At 62.6% G+C, this 23,183-nt stretch carries 18 protein-coding genes; 8 read left to right on the forward strand and 10 right to left on the reverse strand.

Annotation, left to right across the window (positions count from 1 at the left end; genetic code table 11):
- Positions 1 to 19: 19 nt before the first annotated feature.
- From F753_RS40225 to F753_RS40250, 6 genes are all read right to left on the reverse strand, one after another.
- Positions 20 to 445, reverse strand: a complete 426-nt coding sequence (locus F753_RS40225; protein ID WP_023445929.1) for a bactofilin family protein — start codon at positions 443 to 445, stop codon at positions 20 to 22.
- 17 nt (positions 446 to 462) lie between these two features.
- Entirely contained in the window at positions 463 to 819 is a 357-nt protein-coding gene (locus tag F753_RS40230) for a hypothetical protein (RefSeq protein ID WP_014821405.1), read from the reverse strand.
- Positions 800 to 1,777 (reverse strand): M23 family metallopeptidase, encoded by a 978-nt coding sequence (locus tag F753_RS40235; RefSeq protein WP_023445930.1) that lies wholly within the window; start codon positions 1,775 to 1,777, stop codon positions 800 to 802. Before F753_RS40235 ends, F753_RS40230 begins: the two co-directional genes overlap by 20 nt.
- Positions 1,778 to 1,963: 186 nt before the next feature.
- Complete coding sequence (locus F753_RS40240) at positions 1,964 to 2,905, reverse strand: AEC family transporter (RefSeq protein ID WP_023445931.1); 942 nt, start codon at positions 2,903 to 2,905, stop codon at positions 1,964 to 1,966.
- Positions 2,906 to 3,011: 106 nt separating this feature from the next.
- Positions 3,012 to 3,572 (reverse strand): response regulator transcription factor, encoded by a 561-nt coding sequence (locus F753_RS40245; protein ID WP_014821408.1) that lies wholly within the window; start codon positions 3,570 to 3,572, stop codon positions 3,012 to 3,014.
- Positions 3,573 to 3,604: 32 nt separating this feature from the next.
- Complete coding sequence (locus F753_RS40250) at positions 3,605 to 4,858, reverse strand: ATP-binding protein (protein ID WP_023445932.1); 1,254 nt, start codon at positions 4,856 to 4,858, stop codon at positions 3,605 to 3,607.
- Positions 4,859 to 5,010: 152 nt separating this feature from the next.
- Here F753_RS40250 and F753_RS40255 point away from each other — a divergent pair, with 152 nt between their 5' ends.
- From F753_RS40255 to F753_RS40280, 6 genes are all read left to right on the forward strand, one after another.
- Positions 5,011 to 5,715 (forward strand): SIMPL domain-containing protein, encoded by a 705-nt coding sequence (locus F753_RS40255; protein WP_023445933.1) that lies wholly within the window; start codon positions 5,011 to 5,013, stop codon positions 5,713 to 5,715.
- Positions 5,716 to 5,893: 178 nt separating this feature from the next.
- On the forward strand, positions 5,894 to 8,134 hold the full coding sequence (locus F753_RS40260; protein ID WP_023445934.1) for a TonB-dependent receptor domain-containing protein: 2,241 nt from the start codon (positions 5,894 to 5,896) through the stop codon (positions 8,132 to 8,134).
- Positions 8,135 to 8,292: 158 nt separating this feature from the next.
- Positions 8,293 to 8,886 carry a PepSY-associated TM helix domain-containing protein gene (locus F753_RS40265; RefSeq protein WP_023445935.1) on the forward strand — a complete coding sequence of 198 codons (594 nt, stop codon included), beginning with the start codon at positions 8,293 to 8,295 and terminating at the stop codon, positions 8,884 to 8,886.
- 9 nt (positions 8,887 to 8,895) lie between these two features.
- On the forward strand, positions 8,896 to 9,405 hold the full coding sequence (locus F753_RS40270) for a DUF2271 domain-containing protein (protein ID WP_023445936.1): 510 nt from the start codon (positions 8,896 to 8,898) through the stop codon (positions 9,403 to 9,405).
- A gap of 14 nt (positions 9,406 to 9,419) precedes the next feature.
- Positions 9,420 to 10,295, forward strand: a complete 876-nt coding sequence (locus F753_RS40275) for a DUF4198 domain-containing protein (protein ID WP_023445937.1) — start codon at positions 9,420 to 9,422, stop codon at positions 10,293 to 10,295.
- A gap of 108 nt (positions 10,296 to 10,403) precedes the next feature.
- Positions 10,404 to 11,963 carry a sulfite reductase subunit alpha gene (locus F753_RS40280; RefSeq protein ID WP_031297985.1) on the forward strand — a complete coding sequence of 520 codons (1,560 nt, stop codon included), beginning with the start codon at positions 10,404 to 10,406 and terminating at the stop codon, positions 11,961 to 11,963.
- A gap of 436 nt (positions 11,964 to 12,399) precedes the next feature.
- Here the strand turns inward: F753_RS40280 and F753_RS40285 are convergent, their stop codons facing one another.
- Both F753_RS40285 and F753_RS40290 read right to left on the reverse strand, forming a co-directional pair.
- Positions 12,400 to 14,532 carry a TonB-dependent receptor gene (locus tag F753_RS40285; RefSeq protein ID WP_023445939.1) on the reverse strand — a complete coding sequence of 711 codons (2,133 nt, stop codon included), beginning with the start codon at positions 14,530 to 14,532 and terminating at the stop codon, positions 12,400 to 12,402.
- Between the two features lie 391 nt (positions 14,533 to 14,923).
- Positions 14,924 to 16,087 (reverse strand): type III PLP-dependent enzyme, encoded by a 1,164-nt coding sequence (locus tag F753_RS40290; RefSeq protein ID WP_023445940.1) that lies wholly within the window; start codon positions 16,085 to 16,087, stop codon positions 14,924 to 14,926.
- 407 nt (positions 16,088 to 16,494) lie between these two features.
- Here F753_RS40290 and F753_RS40295 point away from each other — a divergent pair, with 407 nt between their 5' ends.
- Together F753_RS40295 and F753_RS40300 are read left to right on the forward strand one after the other, a co-directional pair.
- Entirely contained in the window at positions 16,495 to 18,078 is a 1,584-nt protein-coding gene (locus tag F753_RS40295) for a peptide chain release factor 3 (RefSeq protein WP_023445941.1), read from the forward strand.
- 123 nt (positions 18,079 to 18,201) lie between these two features.
- Positions 18,202 to 18,609 (forward strand): endonuclease domain-containing protein, encoded by a 408-nt coding sequence (locus tag F753_RS40300; protein ID WP_023445942.1) that lies wholly within the window; start codon positions 18,202 to 18,204, stop codon positions 18,607 to 18,609.
- Between the two features lie 303 nt (positions 18,610 to 18,912).
- Here the strand turns inward: F753_RS40300 and F753_RS40305 are convergent, their stop codons facing one another.
- Positions 18,913 to 21,312 carry a membrane-bound PQQ-dependent dehydrogenase, glucose/quinate/shikimate family gene (locus tag F753_RS40305; protein WP_023445943.1) on the reverse strand — a complete coding sequence of 800 codons (2,400 nt, stop codon included), beginning with the start codon at positions 21,310 to 21,312 and terminating at the stop codon, positions 18,913 to 18,915.
- Positions 21,313 to 21,441: 129 nt separating this feature from the next.
- Positions 21,442 to 23,178: a PTS fructose-like transporter subunit IIB gene (locus F753_RS40310; RefSeq protein ID WP_023445944.1), complete on the reverse strand. Its 1,737-nt coding sequence runs from the start codon at positions 23,176 to 23,178 to the stop codon at positions 21,442 to 21,444.
- Positions 23,179 to 23,183 lie beyond the last annotated feature (5 nt).

Consider the following 23,183-nt stretch of genomic DNA (forward strand, 5'->3'; position numbering starts at 1 on the left):
CTGGCTGGCCCGCCTTCACTCAGCCCTCACGCACCTGAGGCCGCGGCAACTCGAACACCTGGGCACTCTCCTCTTCGTCACCCATGCGGTTGAGGGTCCCGTCGACTACCGCGCCGTTCTCCATGCTCAACTGGCGATAGCGGATGTTCCCGCGCACGCGCGCGTTGGAATGTAGTTCGAGCAGATGCTCGACCACCAGATCGCCGACGATGGTGCCGTCGATCAACGCATCGTAACTGCTCACGTTGCCCTCAATTCTTCCCTCGGCGCTCAGGGCCAGCAGGCTGTGTGTGCCCGGCTTGTGGCAGACATCGCCGCGCACTTCACCGCTAACCTTCAATCCTTCCTCGAAGGTCACATCCCCGATCAGGGACAGGTTGTCGGAGATCAGGCTGGAAAATTGATCGATGGTGACGCGGGGTACCGGCTTCTTCTTGTTGAACATCATCTACTCCAAAAAAGTTAACGGGCCTTCTTCTGCTGACGGAAGAACGCCAGATCGGTCTGCAGCCGCTCGACCTGCGCTGAGAGAGTGGCTATACGCCTTAGCAATTGCTCTTCGGTGGCCTGGATTTCCTGGCGCTTCAACCGGCTCTGCCCAAGCGCGGCCCTGAGTGCCTGGCTGTCCTGCGTCAGCGCCTCAACCTGCCGTGCATGAGCCACCTGCTCGTGGTTGCGCAGGTACAGCAGCGCGCCGATCACACAGAGCAGTCCAAAGATCAGCCAACGTCCGCTGCGCGCGCTGCGCGCGGCTTGCAGTCGGTGCTCGGCGCGTAGCAACTCGCGCGTGGAAGGGCGTTTAGTCCTCAGCCAGGCCATCGCTGTCACGCTCCAGATCACCCAGGGCCAGGAACCGCTGCGGGTCGACGAAGCGCCCCTTGTGCAGCACCTCGAAATGCAGATGAGAACCAGTGGATCGGCCTGTCGAACCCACCGCACCGATACGCTGTGCCGGCGTGACGACCTCACCCTGGCGAACATCCAGTCGCGACAGGTGGGCATAGCGCGTGACCAGGCGATTGCCATGGTCGATCTCCACCAGTTTGCCGTAGGCACCTCGGTAGCCGGCGAAGCGCACCCGGCCTCCCGCCGCAGCGACCACGTCGGAGCCGCTGCGCAACGCGAAGTCCACCCCGGAATGGAACGCCAGTTTCTTGCGGAAGGGGTCGACGCGATTGCCGAAAGCCGAGCCCAGCCGTGCCTCGCCTACCGGTCGCCGTGACGGAATCGCCATGAGCGCCGCGTTGCGCTCGGCCACTTGTTGCATCAGCCCGTCCAGCATCACCCGCATGCAGCGAGCAGAGGTCTCGCTGTGCTGCAGGTCGGCAAGGCTCAGCCGCTCGGCATCGACCAGCAGCTCCCCCGAACAACCCCGAGGCGGCAACAGCGCGCCGCCCTGCCCTGCGCCGGCCGTGCGTGCCGGCACCAGCACGGGCAGCAGCGTCGGGTCCAGCGCCGACAGCTGGCCATGCAGAACACGCTGTTGATCCATCATCTGCTGCAGGGCGAGCAGATCGGATTCGAGAGTTTTCAACCGGCCGACCACCTCGCCGACGCGGGCGATGGCAAAGCGGTCCTCATCCTCGACGGGTACATCACCCTGATGCATGGCCAGGTTCGGCGTGCGCAGATCGCTGCCAAGCCAGACACCGCCGGCAAAGCTTCCCAGACTCAGCACCAGCAACAGCGCAAAACCCGGAACCGCAAGGCGCCGCAGGTTCACCACGCGTATGTCGTCACGCGTCAGCGAGCGGCTCGAAGGTGTGAAAAATGCCATGAGAGATTCCCTAGAACACGGAGCGGCCGCCTCGCCAGGCAAGCCGTTGAACGTCCAGGGCAATTTGACGCAAACGCACTTTTTTTTCTGAGGCCTGATGACCGATTACGACCATCGCGCCGCGATTCTTAAGCTGAGAGCCGCATTGGCGACGAACGGCGCGGCGAATCGCAGCCAAGGTCTCGACTAGATCCAGCCCAGCCAGCCCAGCAGAAACAGCCCGGCGTTGATGCTCAGCGCTGCCATCAGCGTCGTGATGACAATGATGGTCGCGGCCAGCTGATGATTGGAATTGACCGCGCGCGCCATGACGAAACTCGCCGCCGCAGTTGGGCTGGCAAAGTAGAGAAACAGGATACCCAGCTCCGCATCGCGAAAGCCGTAGGCCCAAGCACCCAGGGTCGCGAGTGCCGGCAGCCAGACCATCTTCATCAGGCTCGAACTGAGCGCACTGCCGCTGCTCTTGCGCAACGCATCCAATGACAGCGTGGCGCCGATGCAGATGAGCGCCAGTGGCAAGGTCATCTGCGCAAAGTACTGGCCCGAGGTCATCAGCCAGCCCGGCAAGTCAATCTGCCAATAGGCGAAGGGCACGGCCGCGACCACACCAATGATCAGCGGATTACGCAGGATGCTGAGCAAAATTTCCTTCGGACCGACCTGCCCATCGGGGCTGTAGATGGCTAGCACCATCGCCGAGAGGCTGTTGTAGACCAGAATCACCACCCCGGCGAGCACACCGCCAACGGACAGGCCGTAGTCACCGTAGAGGCTGCTGGCCAGCGCCAGACCGACGATGCCGTTGTTGCCACGAAAAGCGCCCTGCACGTACACGCCGCGATCGGATGCCGGGCAACGCCACAAGGCCCAGACCCAGGCCACGATGAATGTCGCAATTGTGGCGAGCACGAAATAAAGCAGCAGTGCCGGCTGCAGCGCCGCTGTCAGATCGGCCTTGATGATGGAGATGAACAGCAGCGTCGGCATGGTGCCCCTGAACACCAGCGCCGAAGCCGTATACACGAACGCAGCGTCGATCCAGCCGAGGCGCTTGAGCGCGACACCGAGAAACAACATGGCAAACACCGGCGCAGTGACGCTCAGGGTTTGCAGTACGAGGGGGAGCATGGAAGACGCCTGCAACTACAAAGCTCGCAAGCATAAAGCATGCGTTACGCGAGGGCTCGGGCGTCGTGTGATGACAACGCCGCCCCCCGCGAGACGATGACGCCGGTTAGCGTCGCACCGGACGTTTCTGTAGCTTGCGCTGCAAGGTCCGTCGATGCATGCCCAAGGCACGGGCGGTAGCGGAGATATTGCCGTCGTGCTCACTGAGCACCCGCTGGATATGCTCCCACTGCAGGCGATCGACCGACATGGGATTTTCCGGCACCAGGCTGTCGAGATCGGCATGCTGCGACAACAATGCCGCCAGCACGTCGTCGGCATCGGCAGGCTTGCACAGGTAATTGCAGGCGCCGCGCTTGATCGCTTCCACCGCTGTGGCGATGCTCGAGTAACCGGTCAGGATCAACACCCGCATCTCGGGGTCCAGCTCGAGCAACTTGGGCAGCAGCACCAGGCCCGAATCGCCTTCCATCTTAAGGTCGAGCACTGCGTAGTCAGGAATATCCTGCTTGGCCAGGGCCAGGCCCTCCTCGGCAGAACCAGCAATGCTGACCTGCAGGCCCCGGCGACTCATGGCGCGCGCCATTACCCGGGTGAACGTCGGATCGTCATCCACCAACAGCAGGTGAGGTTGTTCTTCACCCTCTTGCTGCAACTCGTCGGTCATCTGTGCATTCCTCGCATTGGTCACGATCAGGATCAGGCGCGCACCGAACCATGCGGCAGGCGCAGTTCGGTCAGTGTGCCACCTTCTTCGTGATTGTAGAGCTTCACTGTGCCACCAGCGCGCGTGACGCTAGCCTGACTGAGAAACAGACCAAGGCCGAAACCCTTGCCCTTGGTCGTGATGAAGGGTCTGCCGATCTGCTCGGCGATAGCCAGCGGAACACCGGCACCATGGTCGCGGATGGTCAGTTTGATCCACTGCGGATCCCAGTCCAGACGTATTTCCAGATCCTCGGGACTGGCATCGGTAGCGTTGTTCAACAGGTTGAGCAACGACTGACTGAGGTCCGCCGGCGGCATCAGCTTCGGCGCGCTGCCAAGGCCAACGCACTGGAAGCGGAATGACGCCTCCGGACGCATCAGGTGCCAGCGCTGCAGAACTGAGTCGACCCATTCGCGTGCGGTCTGCTCGACGACCGCCTGGCGCCGGTCCGCCTCGGCAGCGCGGACCAGCTGGCGCAGGCTCTCCTTGCAGAGCTGGACCTGCGACTGCAGCAGGCCGAGATCCTCGCTCAGCTGCGGATCCTTGTATTCCTGGCGCAATTCCTTGAGCAGCACGCTCATGGTCGCCAGCGGCGTGCCCAGTTCGTGAGCGGCGCCAGCGGCCTGGGTGGCCACCGCGAGCAGTTGCTGGTCACGCATGCTCTCCTCGCGACGCTGGGCCTGCTGCTGCTCCTGCCGGCGCAGCTGTTCGGCCATGCGCGCGACGAAGAAGGTAATCAGCGCGGCCGCCAGCGCAAAACTCAGCCACATGCCGTAAACCTGCAGCGTCGCGCGTTCGAAGGGTGGCAGAGTGAGCGGGTCGTACCAAACCAGCATCAGCGTGTAGCCCAGCAGCGCCAGGCCAGAAAGCACGATGGAATAAAGCCACGGCAGGGTTGCCGCAGCGATGGTCAGCGGCACCAGGTAGTAGGACACGAACGGATTGGTCGAGCCGCCGGAGTAGTACAGCAGCGCGCTGTGGATCATCAGGTCGCAGCCCAGATGCACGGCGTATTCCAGCTCGGTGACGGGCCACGGGCCGCGCAAACGCAGTGCCGTACCCAGACAGAGCACCGCCGACACGGCCAGCGTGATGCCCAGCGCCAGCCAAGGCAGCGTCAGCATCTGCGTCGCGTAAGCCACGCCCACGGCGCCGGACTGTGCAGCCAGCACCACGATGCGAATAAGGGTCAGAAGCCGAAGGTTCTGCCGGCTGGCAGATAGCAGCGGGACGGATGTGTACATGGAGTCTCCAAGAATTCGGCGGAGTATAACCAAGCCGTCTGGCGGCCAAACCGAAATGCGGCAACTCGACGCACGGGCAGCTGCATACATTCACCGGCGCAGGTAGAGTCTTGCGCTATCGCACCGGCCGGTGCACATGCCAAGGATCCGTTATGCAGCCAACTCTCTTCCGCAGCGCAGCCCTCATGGCGCTGATCACCAGCCTCGTCAGCCTGCCCGCCATGGCCGAGGAACCACGCTACAACCAAGTCGCCCTGCGCGCCGAGGTCAGCAGCGAAGTGGCCCATGACCGCATGCACGTCACGCTCTACAGCGAAGCACAACACAACGACCCCGCCCAGCTCGCGGCAGAGACCACCCGCGCGCTGAACCAGGCGCTGCAGACCGCTCGGCAGAGCAAGGATGTGATCGTCAGCCAGGGCAGCCGCAACAGCTATCCAGTCTATGACGACAAGGGCCAGCAGATCTCCGGCTGGCGGGAGCGTGCCGAACTGCGCCTGGAGAGCGGCAACTTTGCCAGCCTGTCGAAGCTGACCGCCGAGCTGATGAAGAGCCTGAAGATGAGCAGCATGCATTTCAGTGTCTCCGACCCGATCCGCAAGCAGAACGAGGATGCCCTGCTCAAGGAGGCGGTCGCCGCGTTCCAGGCGCGCGCCCAACTCGCGACCGAGGCGCTCGGCGGCAGCGGTTACAAGCTGGTGAGCCTCAACCTCAACGGCGGCGGATTTCAACCTGTCATGCGCAGCAGCGCGATGAAGATGGACATGATGGAGTCGGCACCCATCCCTGAAATCGAAGCGGGCACTCGCCAGGTCACGATCAACGCCGACGGCGTCATCGAAGTTCAGATGCCGTGACCGAAACTGACCGTTCGGACCACTTCTAAATATTCGCTTACAAATAGCCAGCCCGCGCTGTGCAAGGGCTGGCAACCGATTTGACGACCCAGATGAGAAAGCAATGCAGTAAAGTCTAAATTCTCGTTTACGAATGATTATCATGCTGGCGCCAACGAGACGGCTACAAGGAGCCCGCATGTCTATCCCCTTCGCACGTACCGCCCTGTCCTGCGCCATGATCGGCTGCAGCTGGACGGCTCTCGCCCAGAACGCGCCTGTCACGCTCAACGACACGGTCGTCAGCGCCTCCGGCTTCGAACAGAAGATCACCGAAGCACCGGCCAGCATCAGCGTCATCAGCCGTGAAGACCTGCAGCAGAAGCGCTACAACAACCTGGCGCAGGCCCTGGGTGACGTGGAAGGCATCGACATCGGCCAGGGCACCGGCAAGACCGGCGGGCTCAACATCAGCATTCGCGGCATGCCCAGCCAGTACACCCTGATCCTCATCGACGGCCGTCGACAGAACGCCGCAGGCAATGTCACGCCAAACGGCTTCAACGAAACTTCCACCAGCTTCATGCCGCCGCTGTCGGCCATCGAGCGCATCGAAGTGATCCGTGGCCCGATGTCGACGCTCTACGGCTCCGACGCCATGGGCGGGGTAATCAACATCATCACCCGCAAGGTCGGCAAGGAGTGGACCGGCTCGCTGACACAGGATTACACCTACCAACAAGATCGCGACTTCGGCGACACCCGCAACACCAGTGTCTACGCCAGTGGTCCGCTGGTCGACGGCCTGCTCGGTCTGCAGGTCCGCGGCAGCCTGTTTGATCGCCAGGAGTCGGACCTTAGCTACGGCAATGGCATCGACGTCAGCAAGCGCGGCCCCTCGCCCGTCGATGGTCGCAACCAGAACATCGGCGCCCGCCTGGCTCTGACCCCGCATCAGGACCATGACTTCGCGCTGGATATCGAGCGTGGGCGACAGGCATACAACAACGACGAATGCCAGCTCGGCACCCTCGACGGCTTGAACAGGGCTTGTACCGCACCGGATACCGCAGCGAACGGCTATGACGACGAGCTTCGCTTCGAGCGCGAACAGATCGCCTTGACCCACACCGGCCGCCTCGGCTTCGGCACGCTGGATTCCAGCCTGATGCACAACACCACCGAAACCTTTGGCCGGACCATTCCCGGCGCCATCGGTGCGCCGACCGCCGTACCCGGGGCAATCGGCGGGGACGATCGCGAGCTGGAAACCACCAACCTGGTCTTCGACACCAAACTCGTTGCCCCCATCGGCGACTCACACATCGCCACCGTAGGCGGCCAATGGTGGAAGGCCGAGATGACCGATGGCATCGCCCAGACGGAGTTTGAGCAGAAGACCTGGGCACTCTTTGCCGAAGACGAATGGCGCCTGCGCGATGACCTGGCCCTGACCCTGGGCGCCCGCTATGACGACCACGAGTCCTTTGGTGGACATGTCAGCCCGCGGGCTTACCTGGTCTGGAACACCACCGATAGCTGGACGCTCAAGGGCGGCATCAGCAAGGGCTACAAAACGCCGGACCTGAACGACCTGCACGGCGGCATCAACGGCGTAACCGGCCAAGGCAAAATCATCACCATCGGCAACCCGGACCTGGACCCCGAAACCACCACCAGCACCGAGCTCGGTGCCTATTTCGACAGCCTGACCGGCTTCAGCGCCAACGCCACGCTGTTCCACAACAAGTTCAAGGACAAGATCGCCAGCGGCGACCCGATCACCGATCCACTGTGCGCAGGCAACGACAACGGCACCTGCTCGCAGCAGATCAACGTTGACGAAGCGGTGACCCGTGGCCTGGAGCTGGCTGGCAGCTGGCAGTTCGCACCAGCCTGGAAACTGAGCGCCAACTACACCTACACCGACAGCGAGCAGAAGAGTGGCGATAACCAGGGAGAGCCGCTGACCAACACGCCCGAACACCTAGCCAACGCCAAACTAGACTGGCAGACCACCGACCGCCTGAGCCTGTGGCTGAAGAGCGAGTACCGCGGTGAGCGCGCGCGCTTCACGTCCAGCTATGCCAACCTCGCGAACGCCGATGGCAGCTACTCAACCAGCCAGTCGATCTACGACACGCTGGGCAAGAACGCCAAGGCATACACACTGTTCCACCTGGGCGGGTCGTATCGGGCTACGGAGAACCTGACGCTCAACGCGACGATCTACAACCTCTTCGACAAGGACTTCGTCGACGGCAAGGCCTATACCACCTATTCATCTCCTCGCTATAACAACACAGGCGTTCTCATCACTCCCGGCGGCGCGCCTGGTGATCCCGCCTACGGCACCGACTACAGCCACTCCGGCGCCGCCACCACCGGTATCGTGGAAGAAGGCCGCCGCCTGTGGCTGTCAGCCAACCTGACCTTCTGACCTGAAGGCGACACAACAGAGCCGGGATCATCCCGGCTCTGTTGTTTCTCGCCCATACGGATCATGAAAAACGCGAATGTATGCTGTTTGTAAATCTTTAGCATCGCCGCGTCAGTCGCCATAGAATTCGCCCACCCTCCCATACGCCAAGGACCACCATGCATATCTGGCTCGGCACTCTGCGCCAATGGCACTGGATCAGCTCCGCGCTGTGCCTGGTCGGCATGCTGCTGTTTGCGGTCACCGGCATCACGCTGAACCACGCCGGGCAGATCGAGAGCAAACCGCTGGTGGAAACCCGCGAAGGGCAGCTGCCCGAGCGGCTGCTCAACAGTCTGCAGGCCGACACTCCGGAGGACGGTCTGCCAGCTGACCTGCAGCGATGGCTGGAACAGACCCTGGGCGTGCAGCTGGCCGGTCGCGAAGCCGAGTGGAGCGATGGCGAACTCTACGTCGCCCTGCCCCGTCCTGGCGGCGATGCCTGGCTGAGTCTGAGCCTGGAAAGCGGCGAGCTGGAATACGAGTCGACCGATCGCGGCTGGATCGCCTACTTCAACGACCTGCACAAGGGCCGTCACAGCGGCGAAGCCTGGAGCTGGTTCATCGATCTGTTCGCCGTTGCCTGTGTGGTGTTCAGCCTCACCGGCCTGCTGCTCCTGCAACGCCATGCCGGCAATCGCCCCGGCACCTGGCCACTGGTTGGCCTGGGGCTGGTGATTCCGCTGCTACTGGCGCTGCTCTTCATTCATTAAGGACTGCTCATGCGTAAACGCCTGTTGTTCCCCCTCGCCCTGCTTAGCGCCCCGCTATACGCGGCGGACCTGCAGCTGGACGTGGAAATCCCCCGCCTGGATGTCGCCGAGTACCACCGTCCCTATGTCGCCATCTGGCTCGAGCGCCCGGACCAGAGCCACGTTGCCAATCTGGCGGTGTGGTACGACACCAAGCTCAAGGACAAGGAAGGTGAAAAGTGGCTCAAGGACCTGCGCCAGTGGTGGCGCCGTAGCGGCCGCAGCCTGGAAATGCCGGTTGATGGCGTCAGCGGCGCCACCCGTGCCGTGGGCAGCCACAGCCTGAAGTTTTCTGACAAGCAGGCGCCGTTCAAAACGCTGGAGGCCGGCGAGTACCGCGTGGTGGTCGAAGCCGCCCGTGAGGTCGGTGGCCGCGAGCTGCTGCGCGTCCCATTCAGCTGGCCGCCCCAGCAGAACGCCGAACATCAAGCCCAGGGCAAGAGTGAGCTGGGCGCCATCAATCTCACGCTGACCCCATGAACAGGAAGCACGCCATGAAACCCGTCATCAAATGGACCGCCCTGGCCCTCGCCGTCTGCCTGCCGCTTTCGGCCCAGGCCCACCGCGCCTGGATGCTGCCTTCGGCCACCGTGCTCTCGGGTGAAGAGCCTTGGATCACCGTCGACGCCGCGGTTTCCAACGACCTGTTCTATTTCGAACACGTGCCGATGCGCCTCAAGGGTATCGGCGAGGCAGCCCAGGCGCCGGCAGGTGGCCCGCCCGGCATGCGCGGGCGGCCGGTTCCGGAGCTGCAGGTCATCGCCCCGGATGGCTCCAAGGTTGCGGTACAGAACGGCGCCATCGGCCGCTACCGCAGCACCTTCGATGTGCAGCTGAGCCAGAAGGGCACCTACAAGCTGGCGGTCGCCAACAACGGCCTGTTCGCCAGCTGGAAGGAAAACGGCCAGATGCGCCGCTGGATGGGCACCCCGGAAAGCTTCGCCAAGGACGTCCCGGCCAAGGCCGAAGGTCTCAAGGTCAGCCAGACCAGCAACCGCATGGAAGTGTTCGTGACCTCCGGTGCGCCCAGCACTGACGTACTCGCGCCCAGCGGCCAGGGCCTGGAACTCAAGCCCGTCACCCACCCCAACGACCTGTTCGCCGGCGAAGCGGCGGAGCTCGTCTTTCTGCTCGATGGCAAGCCGGCCGCGGATGTCGAGATCAGCGTGATCCCGGGCGGCAATCGCTACCGCGATGACCTTGGCGAGATCAAGGCGAAGACCGCTGCCGACGGCAAGGTCCGCATCACCTGGCCTGAAGCCGGCATGTACTGGCTGGAAGCCGAACTCGTCACCGACCAGGGCGTGAACAAGCCGGCCATTGAACGCCGCGCTAGCTACAGCGCCACCCTGGAAGTGCTGGCGCAGTGACCGCTGGGTCTCGCTGAAACGAACCGGCAGGCACCCCAGCGGGACGCCATGTCGGTTCTTCGCTTGGCCTGAGCCTTGCTGACTTCACGCTTTCGCGGGAGCCCTGAATTGCCAACACCTCTGGCCACGCACTTGCGCCATTACCCGTTTCCGCTCGCCTGCGTGCTGCTCGCCGCGGCGCTGCTGCACTGGCAGCCACCCCGCGAGGTGTCGGCGGCCGTGGTTGTGCTCGGCTATCTCGCGCTCTGCCTACTGGTTTGGCGACCAGGTCGCGCTAAATCTGTCGAGGCGACCAAGTCATCCGACCTACTGATCGCCTTTGCCAGCCAGGGCGGCCAAGCCCGGGAACTGGCCGAGCGCAGCGCCCGGCAACTGGCCGATGCCGGCGTCAGCAGCACTACCCGCACACTCAACGAACTGGACCCGGCGACGCTGACCGACGCGAGACGGCTGTTGTTTGTCGTCAGCACCTACGGCGAAGGGGAAGCGCCGGACAACGCGGCGCGTTTCGAAAGGCGCCTGCTGGCATCGCGCGCCGACCTGAGCGGTCTGCAGTACGCCATGCTGGCGCTGGGCGACAGCCAGTATCCGAACTATTGCGGTTTTGGCCGGCGGCTGGACGAAGCGCTGCGCAGCCGCGGCGCCGAGCCCCTGTTCGATCGACTGGACGTAGACCGGCTGGACGCCAGCACCCTGCGCCACTGGCAACAGCAGCTCGGCCAACTGAGCGGCCACAACGAGTTCAGCGGCTGGCAGCCGGTCCCTTACGGTAACTGGCGACTCGCCGGGCGAACCGTGCTCAACCCCGGCAGCAGCGGCGCGCCGGTCTGTCATATCAGGCTCGAACCGCTGGAAGAGGCACCCCACTGGCGCGCCGGCGATATCGCCGAGATCGGCCCACGACACCCACGCGGCCCCATCGAAGAGTTGCTACGCCGGCTCGGCCACGATCCGCAGCAGCGGATCGCCGGCGAAAGCCTGCTCGACATCCTCTGTACGCGGCGCGTGCCTGCCGAAGAAGCCCTGCGAGAGCTGGATATCGATGCGCTGCTCGCCCTGCCCCAACTGGCGCACCGCGAATACTCCATCGCCTCGGTTCCGGCCGACGACGCACTCGAACTGCTGGTGCGCGAGGCCCGGCAAGCGGACGGCAGCCTCGGGCTCGGCTCCGGCTGGCTGTGTCGCCACGCACCAGCTGGTGCGCCGATCGCCCTGCGCATTCGCAGCAACCCGGGCTTTCATGGCCCGGCCGTCGCGACGCCACTGGTGCTGATCGGCAACGGCACAGGCATGGCCGGGCTGCGCGCTCATCTTCGTGAACGCGCCGCGACGCCGGGTTCGCGCAACTGGTTGCTGTTCGGTGAGCGCAACGCTGCGCACGACCTGTTCCTTGCCGAAGAGCTGCAGCAATGGCTTGCCTGCGGCCATCTGCAACGCCTGGATCTGGCCTTCTCGCGGGACCAGACCGACAAGCGCTACGTGCAGCACGCGCTGCGCGATGCAGGCGAGGAGCTGTGCAAGTGGGTCGCCGAGGGCGCAGCGATTCATGTCTGCGGCAGCCTGAGCGGAATGGGCCAGGCGGTGCAGCAGATCCTGGTCGGGCTGCTGGGCGAGGCGCGGTTGAACGAGATGTCAGCGCAGGGGCGCTATCGGCGGGATCTGTATTAGCGGCGCGCTTCCAGGCGAGCACCGGGCTGCGCTTGGCAATGTCCACCTACCAGCAGCAGCGCTGCAGGGTGAGCTTCAACCCATCCGCACCGCTCGGTCACACAAATGATGGGAGGAAGCCCATCTGGAGCCTGGCGAGTTAAGCTCACAAGCCAGGGGCCAACCGACGGCTTGGCGCCGAAACGGGCGGCAAGGACCAAGACCTCGTAGCCACCGCCGTTCGCGGTCAAGACCGCTCCTACAAGAGCGCTTCGCCAATCCTTGTGGATGGCGCTGGCACGCGCGGCGCAACAGGCACCACCACCCCCTCGCTCCGTCTCCAACGCAACCATCGCTAGCCGCAATTGCGAGCTGAAAAAAAACGAACCCCGCCAAAGGACGGGGTTCACTGTTGCCGCTCGGATGACGCGGCTTGGGCCGCGTCGCCAAGGCTTGGTCAGAACGACATGTTGGCGCTGACACCGAATGCGCGAGGCGAGCCCGGCATGATATTGCTGTTGCTGTGAGCGGAGGCGTAGTAGTCCTCGTCCAGCAGGTTTTCCACGTTCAGCTGCAGGCGCAGGTCCGGGTTGACGGTGTAGTAGACCGCCGCGTCCACGCGGGTGAAGCTGGGCAGCTCGACTGCGTTGTCTGTGCTGGCATACACCGCATTCTGGTAGACCGCACCGAGGCCTACACCCCACTGGGAGTTGAAGGTGTACTTGTTCCACAGCGAGACGGAGTTGCGCGGCACCTGGGCGATATGGTTTCCATTGTCCGCGCCCGGCTTCGTAATCTCACTATCCTGGTAGGCGTAACCACCAGTGATCTGCCAGGCATCGGTCAGATTGCCGGTCATGCTGAGCTCAACACCGTCTACACGCTGACCATCGACCAATTCCATCCGCGCCGGGTCTTGTAGTGTGGGGGCCTTCACAGCGACGTTCGTACGATCCAAACGATACACAGCAGCAGTAGCCGCCAAGCGTTCGTTGATATCCCACTTTACGCCTACCTCACGGTTCTTGAACTCTTCCGGATCAAGAGACTTAAGGCTGGCAGTGAGGCCATCCAACTGCTCTCCAGCACGCGGTACATAAGCCTTGCTGTAGCTGGCGTAGAAGGACAGGTTATCCAGCGGCTTGTAGATCAGGCCGGCACGCGGAGACACCAGATCGTCCGAACTTGCCACCTGTTCGCCGTTACGATTGTCGTCCAGATCGATCTTCACCTTGTCGTAACGCGCGCCAAGGATCAGTTCCCACTGCGAGCTCAACTCGATTTGGTCTTGGAAGTAGATCGCGACGGTCTTAGTCACGCTGCGGTTGTCCGGATCGCTGGAGCTCTGACGGAAATATACGGGCGCACTATAAATGGTACTGGACGAAGTCACGCTGCCAAGCTTGATGTCATCGTCGATAGAGTCTCCGAAACCAGTTTCACGATAGTTATCAGTCACCTGACGGCTCAGCTCCGCACCCACAAGCAACGTGTGATTCATCCCTAACGCATTGGTATCAATGGTCAGATCGGTCTGATTGATCAGGTTCTTGCGATCGGTCGCTTTGTTGTAAGCAGCAACTGGAATGATGTTATCGGTATCGTTCTTGTCGCTGCCGGGAAACACGTTCTGGTAGAACTTCTCGTAGTCGGCAAAGCGAGTCTGGTTGACCAGGGTGACATTGTCGGAAAAGTCATGGGAGATCCGCGCGTTCAGCGCATCCACTTCAGCTGTCGCATAGCTGAGGTCTGAACTACCGATGAAGGTTGACTCGTCCACTTTCAGCGGCTTGCCGTTAAGAGACGGCACACCCCGATCGACGGTACGGTCATCCTCGAAGTGCTCGTAACCCATCTCGATGCTGGTGGCGTCGCTCAGGCGGAAGGTCGCGGTCGGGTTTATCGCCCAGCGTTCCAGCTCGACATCATCGCGGAAGCTCTCGGAGTCTTCGAACAGTGCGGTCAGACGCACGGCGACGTTCTCGTTGAGGCCCTGGTTGAAGTCGCCGGTCATGCGACGGTTCTGCCAGGAACCGTAGGTCAGACCCAGCTCATGACCATCGGCCCAGTTGGCCTGCTTGGTGACGCGGTTGATCAGACCGCCACTGGCACCACGGCCGAAGATCATGCCGCTCGGGCCCTTGAGCACTTCGACGCGGTCGACGTTGTAGAGGTCGCGCAGGTATTGCACGTCGTCACGCATGCCATCGACGAAGAAGTCCGCCGTGGAGGTATTGCCGCGCAGGATGGGCGCATCGCGATGGCCTTCGCCCTGAGCCATCTGCACGCCAGGTACGTAGCGCACCACGTCGGCCATGCTCTGCATGTTCTGGTCGCGGATCTGCTCGTCGGTCACCACGCTGATGGACTGCGGAATGTTGCGCAGGGGGGTGTCGGTCTTGGTGGCTACCTTGCTGCGTTCCACGCGATAGCTTTCGCGCTGCTCGACCACTTCCATCGAGTCCAGCGTGACGCTCTCAGCGTCCGCCGCGCCGGCCCACTGGGCCGAAGCCAGCAACGGCAGACCATAAACGGCCATGCGAATGACGTTCGCCATACGGGTTTTCTTGAAGCGTGGCTGCTGCGACATCTCTACTCCCCCAAACACTCAAACTAATGCGAATTGTTCGTATTGATATTACGATGATAAATTCGCACAGCAGTCAAAGTCCAGCGTTTCGCTGCCGGTTAACGCGAATAAATCGCAATATTTTCGGAAAGGCGGCAATTGGTCACAACACGCAGATAGCGCCAGAGCAGGATTCGATGAACTCAAACGTAGGGCGGGAGAAACCCGCCGAACGTGGCGCAGCGCCGCAGTACTACCTCGCGATGCAAGGTCCAGAAAAAAGAAACCCCGCGCAGGGCAAGGTTTTCTTTCGCAGCATCGAGCCAGGTGAAACCGCGCGGGTTTCACCCGCCCTACAAAAGCCAACAGCAAAACGCCCACACGAGGTGGGCGTCAGTCGAAGCGATGAGGCTTAGAGGTAGTAAGCCTTCAGCGGCGGGAAGCCGTTGAATTCCACCGCGCTGTAGCTGGTGGTGTAGGCACCGGTGGAGAGCCAGTACATGCGGTCGCCGATGGCCAGGTTCAGCGGCAGGCCGTACTTGTAGTTCTCGTACATGATGTCGGCGCTGTCACAGGTCGGGCCGGCGATGACCACTTCTTCCATCTCGCCCTTCTTCTCGGTCCAGATGGGGAATTTGATGGCTTCGCCCATGGTTTCGATCAGGCCGGAGAACATGCCCACGTCGGTGTACACCCAGCGCTCGACGGCAGTACGCGACTTGCGCGCCACCAGCACCACTTCACTGACCAGAATGCCGGCGTTGGCAATCAGCGAGCGGCCCGGCTCAAGGATGATTTCTGGCAACTCGTCGCCGAAGTCTTCCTTGAGGAAGCGGATGATTTCCTCGGCGTAGGTTTCCAGGCTGTTGGTGCGGGTGATGTAGTTGGCCGGGAAGCCGCCGCCCATATTGATCATCTTCAGCTCGATTCCGTCTTCTTCCTTGAGACGCTCGAAGATCACCTTGACCTTGGCGATGGCCGCATCCCACACGGAGATGTCGCGCTGCTGCGAGCCGACGTGAAAGGAGATGCCGTAAGGCTCGAGCTTCAACTGGCGTGCCAGGATCAACAGGTCCATGGCCATATCGGTTTGGCAGCCGAACTTGCGCGACAGCGGCCAGTCGGCGGTGGTCGAGCCTTCGGTGAGGATGCGCACATAGACTTTCGAGCCCGGTGCCGCCTTGGCGATGTTGCGCAGGTCGGCTTCCGAGTCGGTGGCGAACATGCGCACACCCTTCTCGTAGAAGTAGCGGATGTCCTTGGCTTTCTTGATGGTGTTGCCGTAGCTGATGCGCTCGGGGCCGACGCCGCGGGACATTACTTTGTCCAGCTCATAGATCGAGGCGATATCGAAGCTCGAACCCTTGTCGCGCAGCAGATCGATGATCTCGACCGCCGGGTTGGCCTTGACGGCGTAGTACACGCTGGCGAATTCGAAACCGGCGCGCAGGTCGTCATAGGCCTTGCTGATGGTTTCGGTGTCGATCACCACGAAGGGGGTTTCGTGCTGGTCGGCGAAGGCCTTCATCTTCTGGAAGGTGGCGCGAGGGTAATAGTCTTCGATCTTGACCGTCATGCGTGGGACTCCAAAAAACGGGAAACAAAAGTCGGATGAGGGATGGAGGGCATCAGCCCTGACAAGAACGCCTGATCAGTTTCCCCACTTTGGTTCGCCTACTTCCCAAGGCATGTCGCCGAGTATCACGGAGGATCTCTCGTCGTCAGTACTTGAGCCGGATGGATCGTTGCCAGCATGGACGTTCGGGCGCGAACTTTAGGACCAAGGGGGGCATAGATCAATCAAAAAAAACGTCCCGAAGGTGCATCCGTTTCGAGTTGTTGTCGATTCAAAACAAAGCGTCATGGAAACTGCACAAATCGGCGATTTCCGCAGCCGTGCGGGCCGCAGCGAAATCCATTTGCCGCTATAATCGCCGCCTTTTTTGACAGACCGACTACTCGTCGACGGGTTCCTTAATTCCGATGACCACTCAGGCCGCCGAAGTCGCGAAGCGCCGTACCTTCGCCATCATCTCGCACCCCGATGCGGGCAAGACCACCATCACCGAAAAGCTGCTGCTGATGGGCAAGGCGATCGCCGTTGCCGGTACGGTGAAGTCGCGCAAATCCGACCGCCATGCCACCTCCGACTGGATGGAAATGGAGAAGCAGCGCGGCATCTCCATCACCACCTCGGTGATGCAGTTCCCCTACCGCGAGCACATGATCAACCTGCTCGACACCCCCGGCCACGAGGACTTCTCGGAAGACACCTATCGCACCCTGACCGCGGTGGACTCGGCGCTGATGGTTCTCGACGGCGGTAAGGGTGTCGAGCCACGCACCATCGCGCTGATGGACGTCTGCCGCCTGCGCGACACGCCAATCGTGAGTTTCATCAACAAGCTCGACCGCGATATCCGCGACCCCATCGAACTGCTCGACGAAATCGAGGCGGTGCTGAAAATCAAGGCCGCGCCGATCACATGGCCGATCGGCTGCTACCGCGACTTCAAGGGCGTGTACCACCTCAAGGACGACTACATCATCGTCTACACGCCGGGCCACGGGCACGAGCGCACCGAGGTCAAGATCATCCAGAACCTCGATTCCGACGAAGCGCGCAAGCACATCGGCGACGAGTACGAGCGTTTCATCGAACAGCTGGAACTGGTTCAGGGCGCCTGCCACGAGTTTGACCAGGACGAATTCCTCAATGGTCAGCTGACCCCGGTGTTTTTCGGTACCGCGCTGGGCAATTTCGGTGTGGACCACGTGCTCGACGCCGTCGTCGACTGGGCGCCGATGCCGCTGCCCCGCGCGGCCAACGAGCGAGTGGTCGAGCCGGTCGAGGAGAAGTTCACCGGCTTCGTGTTCAAGATCCAGGCGAACATGGACCCCAAGCACCGCGACCGCATCGCCTTCATGCGCATCTGCTCGGGCAAGTACGAGAAAGGCATGAAGCTGCGCCACGCGCGCATCGGCAAGGATGTCCGCATCGCCGACGCCCTGACCTTCTTCTCCAGCGAGCGGGAAATGCTCGAGGAAGCCTGGGCCGGCGACATTATCGGCCTGCACAACCACGGCACCATCCAGATCGGCGACACCTTTACCGAAGGCGAGAACCTCGGCTTCACCGGTATCCCGCACTTCGCTCCGGAACTGTTCCGCCGCGTGCGCCTGAAGGATCCGCTGAAATCCAAGCAGCTGCGCCAGGGCCTGCAGGAACTGGCCGAGGAAGGCGCCACCCAGGTGTTCTTCCCCGAGCGCAACAACGACATCATCCTCGGTGCGGTCGGCGTGCTGCAGTTCGACGTCGTCGCCAGTCGCCTGAAAGAGGAATACAAGGTCGAGTGTGCCTACGAGGCGATCAACGTCTGGTCGACGCGCTGGATCGAGTGCGATGACAAGAAGAAACTCGAAGACTTCAAGAACAAGGCCTACGAGAACCTCGCCATCGACGGCGGCGGCCACCTCACCTACCTAGCGCCGACGCGGGTGAATCTGAGCCTGATGGAAGAGCGCTGGCCGGAGGTGAAGTTCAGGGCGACGCGGGAGCATCATTGATGCCGGAAATGCGTCTGTTACCGGTATAGCGGGCGTATTTGATCGGGCACCGCCGTAGGGCTGCGCCCAAGACTGCGACCTCTCGCAAGGATGCGAGAACCCCGCTTTTCACAAGGAAGTGATATGCCCACCGAACGCCCCTCCCCCGAACAACGCCAGTTCGCCAGAAATCTTCGAGGCCAACTCACCGATTGCGAGCGTCTGCTGTGGCGCCAGTTGCGCAATCGCGGCTTAGCCGGATTCAAATTTCGCCGACAGCATCCGTGGCCGCCTTACGTTCTCGACTTCTACTGCGCAGCGTTGCAGCTTGTCGTCGAGCTCGATGGCGGGCAGCACTACGACGAAGCTGGCCTGGCGAAAGACCGTTTGCGCACGGCCTATCTGCAGCGTCAGGGGCTGGAAGTTCTTCGCTTCAGCAACCTGGATGTAATGCGGAATCTCGAAGGTGTCCTGGCGGAAATTTTGCGCTGGATTGAGGCCCGCTCCCCTCACCCCAACCCTCTCCCCAATGGGGAGAGGGAGCTGGATTGAAGTTACCGAACCATCTCATGCCTGGTCCGATACGACTGGGTCATCGCGCAGCTACGCACCAACAAATCCTAATCAGAATGTATCGCTTCACATCACTCCAAGACTTGTTCGAGTCCGTGCAGCAGATACGTGCAGCAGCTCGGCGATTGGCATCGCACGAATTGAATCGCTGCGCATCGCCTTACACCGATACCGAAACCCCAACTCGGTTCAGTCCCCTCTCCCCTCCGGGGAGAGGGTTAGGGTGAGGGGCTGGGCGCTATGTCTAGCATCGCAACCAAGAGCCACACCGCGCCGCTTCACCTACTCTTCAAGCGTCCACGCGATCACCGAATCCCCAATCTTCGTCCCGAACGACCCATGCCCGCCGGCCATCTGCACCACGTACTGCTTGCCGGTCTGCTCGGACACGTAGGTCATCGGCGTTGCCTGGCCACCCGCAGGCAGGCGGGCTTTCCACAGTTCTTTACCCGTTTGGAGGTCATAGGCGCGCAGGTAGTAGTCCAGCGTACCGCTCATAAAGGCCACTCCACCGGCCGTCACGATCGGTCCGCCCAATGCTGGTGTGCCCACCGGGAAAGGAATGCCCAGCGGCGCACTGTCGCGGCTGGTGCCGTTCTTGTGCATCCAGACCTTCTTCATGGTGCGCAGGTCGACGGCGGTGACATAGCCCCACGGCGGGCTCTGGCAAGGCAGGCCCAGCACTGATAGCAGTGGCTTCAGACTCACCATATAGGGCGCACCAAGGTTGGGTTGCAGGCCGGTTTCGCCGCCTCCGGTGCGCTCATTGGGATCGACCTCGCTGCGCTTGTACACCTTCGAGACGAACGCCAGGTAGTTCGGGGCGCCAAACAGCAACTGCCGACTCGGATCGACCGCCACGGACGGCCAGTTGAAGGTACCGACATTGCCCGGATAGATCAGCGAGCCCTTCTCCGATGGCGGCGTGAAGTCGCCTTCATAGCGCAGCTTGCGGAACTGGATGCGGCACATCAGCTGATCCAGCGGCGTGCCGCCCCACATGTCCTTCTCGTACAGCGGCTCCTGCGGCGCATACGTCAGCGCCGAGACCGGCTGAGTGGGCGCGGTGAAGTCACCGTAATCGGTGCCCTGCGGAACAGGCACCTCGGTCACCGGCACGATGGGCTCACCGGTGCGCCGATCGAGCACATAGAGATCGCCGCGCTTGGTCGCCTGAATGATGGCCGGCACCTTGCCTTCGGGCCGGTCGATATCGACCAGCGTCGGCTGGGAGGGCAGGTCGCGGTCCCAAAGGTCATGGTGAACGGTCTGGAATTCCCAGCGGACTTCGCCGGTCTCCAGGTCCAGCGCAATCAGGGTGTCGGTGAAACGCTCGGCCTGGGCCGATCGATCGATTGCCCACTGATCAGGGGTCTGGTTGCCGGAGGGGATGTAGACCAGGCCCAGCGCCTCGTCAGCGGTGGCCACCGTCCAGGAGTTCGGCGTGCTGCGCACGTAGGTTTCACCCGGTGGCAACGGTTCCGTGGCATCCGGGTTGCCCGGGTCGAAATTCCAGACCAGGCGGCCAGTTTTCACGTCGTAGGCACGAATCACGCCACCGGGTGAATCCACGGCGCCGTTATCGGTAACCGAACCGCCGATGATCACCAGCTTTTCGGTCACCACCGGCGGCGAGGTGGGCAAGTAGACCCCTAGCGCCCCTTCACCCAGGCGCAGCTTCAGGTCGACGACACCGGCATTGCCGAAGTCTTCGCAGGGCTTGCCGTCTTCCACGTCGAGCGCGATCAACGTGGCATCGTTGGTCGGCAGGAACAGGCGACGCTCGCAACGCGCCGCCGATTGATCCGGCTGGCCGCTGGTCGAACCCGGCGAGGGATAGCGAGTGCCGTCGTGAAACGCCAGGCCGCGGCACGTCATGTGTTGGTAGTACTCGGCATCACGGTTGATGCTCGGGTCAAAGCGCCAACGCTCTTCGCCCGTATCGGCATCCAGCGCAATGGCGATGCTGTGGGGGGTACAGATGATCAGGCTGTTGCCGACCTTAAGCGGGGTGACCTCGTAGGTGAACTCGCCCGGATCGTTCGGCCCCGGAAGATCACCCGTGTGGTATTCCCAGGCTTTCGTCAGCGTGCCCACGTTCTCGGGCGTGATCAGATCTGCCGTCGAATACCGGTCGCCCTGCTCTGATCCGCCGTAAGACGGCCAATCGCTGTTGGAGCGACCGGCCTGCCCTTGCGGATCGAGCCCCTGCATCTGCGCGTCGCTGAACTGGCCGTCGATCGAGTGGTAGTCCTGGGTCAACGAGTATCCTGCCATCAACGCTCCGGCCAGCAGACCGAGCCCGAGCAAGCCACTGGCACCGTCGCGCCAGACCAGCCGGTCGCTCACGTAGCGGTTGACGAAGGGCAGGATCAGCCAGAGGCCGAGGATGCACCAGAGGTCGATCCGCGGCGCCAGCTGCCACCAGTCGAAGCTGACTTCGTACAGCGTCCACGCCAGCGTCGCCAGCAGTAGCACCGCGTAGAGCCAGATCGCGGCGCGGCGTCGAGCGAACAACAGCCCGGCCACGCCCAGCAGTCCGATGCCGGCCAGCAGGTAGTACCAGGAGCCACCCAGCATTGCGAGGTAGCCGCCACCGACCGCCATCAGCGCTCCCAGTAGCAGAACCACCACGGCGGTCAGGGTGATGCGCATGGGCCGCGGCCCGTAATCGATACTCATGCAACGCTCTCCAGCCAATTCATCTTCAAAACAAAAAGCAAAAAGCTGGCGAAACTTTCTGACACAAAGTCTCGCCAGCTTGTAGTGGATACGATAGGCGGGGCTTTAGTTCAGCCGTTTTGCGACTGCTTACGCCGTCGCCCCGACACTGAGCGGCTGCGTTTCAGGCCGCTTGATTACTGCGTAGATCACCCCGGTTACCAAGCTGCCGGCGAGGATTGCAGCCAGATACAACAGCGCGTGATTGATGGCGTTGGGGATCAGCATCACGAACAGCCCGCCATGGGGCGCCAGCAGCTTTGCGCCGAAGGCCATGGACAGCGCGCCGGTCAGCGCACCACCGGCGATGCTGGCCGGAATCACCCGCAACGGGTCTTTCGCAGCGAACGGAATCGCGCCTTCGGAAATGAAGCAGCAGCCCAGCACCAGCGCGGCCTTGCCAGCTTCGCGCTCGGTCTGGGCGAACTTGCGCCGGGCGATCAGAGTGGCAATGCCCATGCCGATTGGCGGCACCATCCCCGCCGCCATGGTGGCGGCCATCGGCGCGTAACTCTGGGACGCGAGTAGCCCGACGGAGAAGGCATAAGCGGCCTTGTTCACCGGTCCGCCGAGGTCGACGCACATCATGGTGCCGAGCAGCAGACCGAGCAGGATGGCGTTGGAGGTGCCCATGGTGTCGAGGAATTCGGTGAGCCCGGCGAGCATCTTCGCCACCGGCGTGCCGACCACGTAAATCATCACCAGGCCGGTAACCAGGCTCGCCAGCAACGGAATGATCAGGATCGGCTTGAGCGATTCGATGCTCGCCGGCAATGGAATCCAGCGGCTCACGGCCTTGGCCGCGTAGCCCGCCACAAAGCCCGCGATGATTCCGCCGATAAAGCCCGCACCGAGCGTGCCGGCCAGCAGCCCACCGATCATGCCAGGCGCCAGGCCCGGGCGGTCCGCGATGGAATAGGCAATGTAGCCGGCAAGCAGCGGCACCATCAGCTGGAAGGCCGTTTCGCCACCGATCTTCATCAGCGCGGCGGCCAGCGTGCCCTCCTCCTTGAACGCCTCGATGCCGAAGACGAACGACAGTGCGATCAAAAGACCGCCCGCCACCACCATCGGCAGCATGTAGGACACGCCGGTCAGCAGGTGCTTGTATACGCCAGCCTTCTCGCCCTTCTGTTCACCACTTGCGCTGGCAGCGGCGCCTCCAGCGAGCACCGCGCCTTCTTCCAGCGCGCGATCCAGGGTCGCATCGGGTTGCTTGAGGGCGACGCCAGTACCGCAGCGAAATACGCGCTTGCCGGCGAAACGGGTGACATCCACCTCGATGTCCGCAGCCAGCAGCACCACGTCGGCCTCTTCGATGGCCTGGGCTTCGAGCACATTGCGCGCCCCCACCGAGCCGCGGGTTTCAACCTGCAGGTCATAACCCTTGCGGATCGCCGCCTGCTGCAGGGCTTCAGCCGCCATGAAAGTGTGTGCCACGCCGGTCGGACAGGCGGTGATGGCCACCAGCTTGGGCTTGCCGCTGGTATGCGCCGCATCCGCTTCGTCGGCCTGCTGCAGCTCGCTGGCGGTGTCCGCGGCACTGCGCAAGAAGGCTTCCGGGTCAAGCAGCGCCTCGGATGGCGTGGACTGGGCGACGCGCTTGCCAACGAAGCGCTGCAATGACAACGGCCCGGTTTTCACCACCACCACCAGATCGGCATTGGCGATCTGCGCGGGCGTCAGCGGCGAACCGATGGCCTTGGGATCGTGGACTTCCACGGCGGTCGACCAGCCCAGACGATGGGCGGCCGCTTCGAGCAGGCGTGAAGTCAGCACGCTGGTGACCATTCCGTTGGGGCAGGCCGTGACGATGAGAAGATTCATTCCTT

It is taken from the genome of Stutzerimonas chloritidismutans AW-1 (genome assembly GCF_000495915.1).
GTDB classification, from domain to species: domain Bacteria; phylum Pseudomonadota; class Gammaproteobacteria; order Pseudomonadales; family Pseudomonadaceae; genus Stutzerimonas; species Stutzerimonas chloritidismutans.

What these genes read in the sequence shown, in the direction of transcription:
- F753_RS40225 (WP_023445929.1), bottom strand. Translation starts at nt 445, where the DNA reads ATGTTCAACAAGAAGAAGCCGGTACCCCGCGTCACCATCGATCAATTT.
- F753_RS40230 (WP_014821405.1), bottom strand. Translation starts at nt 819, where the DNA reads ATGGCCTGGCTGAGGACTAAACGCCCTTCCACGCGCGAGTTGCTACGC.
- F753_RS40235 (WP_023445930.1), bottom strand. Translation starts at nt 1,777, where the DNA reads ATGGCATTTTTCACACCTTCGAGCCGCTCGCTGACGCGTGACGACATA.
- F753_RS40240 (WP_023445931.1), bottom strand. Translation starts at nt 2,905, where the DNA reads ATGCTCCCCCTCGTACTGCAAACCCTGAGCGTCACTGCGCCGGTGTTT.
- F753_RS40245 (WP_014821408.1), bottom strand. Translation starts at nt 3,572, where the DNA reads ATGACCGACGAGTTGCAGCAAGAGGGTGAAGAACAACCTCACCTGCTG.
- F753_RS40250 (WP_023445932.1), bottom strand. Translation starts at nt 4,858, where the DNA reads ATGTACACATCCGTCCCGCTGCTATCTGCCAGCCGGCAGAACCTTCGG.
- F753_RS40255 (WP_023445933.1), top strand. Translation starts at nt 5,011, where the DNA reads ATGCAGCCAACTCTCTTCCGCAGCGCAGCCCTCATGGCGCTGATCACC.
- F753_RS40260 (WP_023445934.1), top strand. Translation starts at nt 5,894, where the DNA reads ATGTCTATCCCCTTCGCACGTACCGCCCTGTCCTGCGCCATGATCGGC.
- F753_RS40265 (WP_023445935.1), top strand. Translation starts at nt 8,293, where the DNA reads ATGCATATCTGGCTCGGCACTCTGCGCCAATGGCACTGGATCAGCTCC.
- F753_RS40270 (WP_023445936.1), top strand. Translation starts at nt 8,896, where the DNA reads ATGCGTAAACGCCTGTTGTTCCCCCTCGCCCTGCTTAGCGCCCCGCTA.
- F753_RS40275 (WP_023445937.1), top strand. Translation starts at nt 9,420, where the DNA reads ATGAAACCCGTCATCAAATGGACCGCCCTGGCCCTCGCCGTCTGCCTG.
- F753_RS40285 (WP_023445939.1), bottom strand. Translation starts at nt 14,532, where the DNA reads ATGTCGCAGCAGCCACGCTTCAAGAAAACCCGTATGGCGAACGTCATT.
- F753_RS40290 (WP_023445940.1), bottom strand. Translation starts at nt 16,087, where the DNA reads ATGACGGTCAAGATCGAAGACTATTACCCTCGCGCCACCTTCCAGAAG.
- F753_RS40295 (WP_023445941.1), top strand. Translation starts at nt 16,495, where the DNA reads ATGACCACTCAGGCCGCCGAAGTCGCGAAGCGCCGTACCTTCGCCATC.
- F753_RS40300 (WP_023445942.1), top strand. Translation starts at nt 18,202, where the DNA reads ATGCCCACCGAACGCCCCTCCCCCGAACAACGCCAGTTCGCCAGAAAT.
- F753_RS40305 (WP_023445943.1), bottom strand. Translation starts at nt 21,312, where the DNA reads ATGAGTATCGATTACGGGCCGCGGCCCATGCGCATCACCCTGACCGCC.
- F753_RS40310 (WP_023445944.1), bottom strand. Translation starts at nt 23,178, where the DNA reads ATGAATCTTCTCATCGTCACGGCCTGCCCCAACGGAATGGTCACCAGC.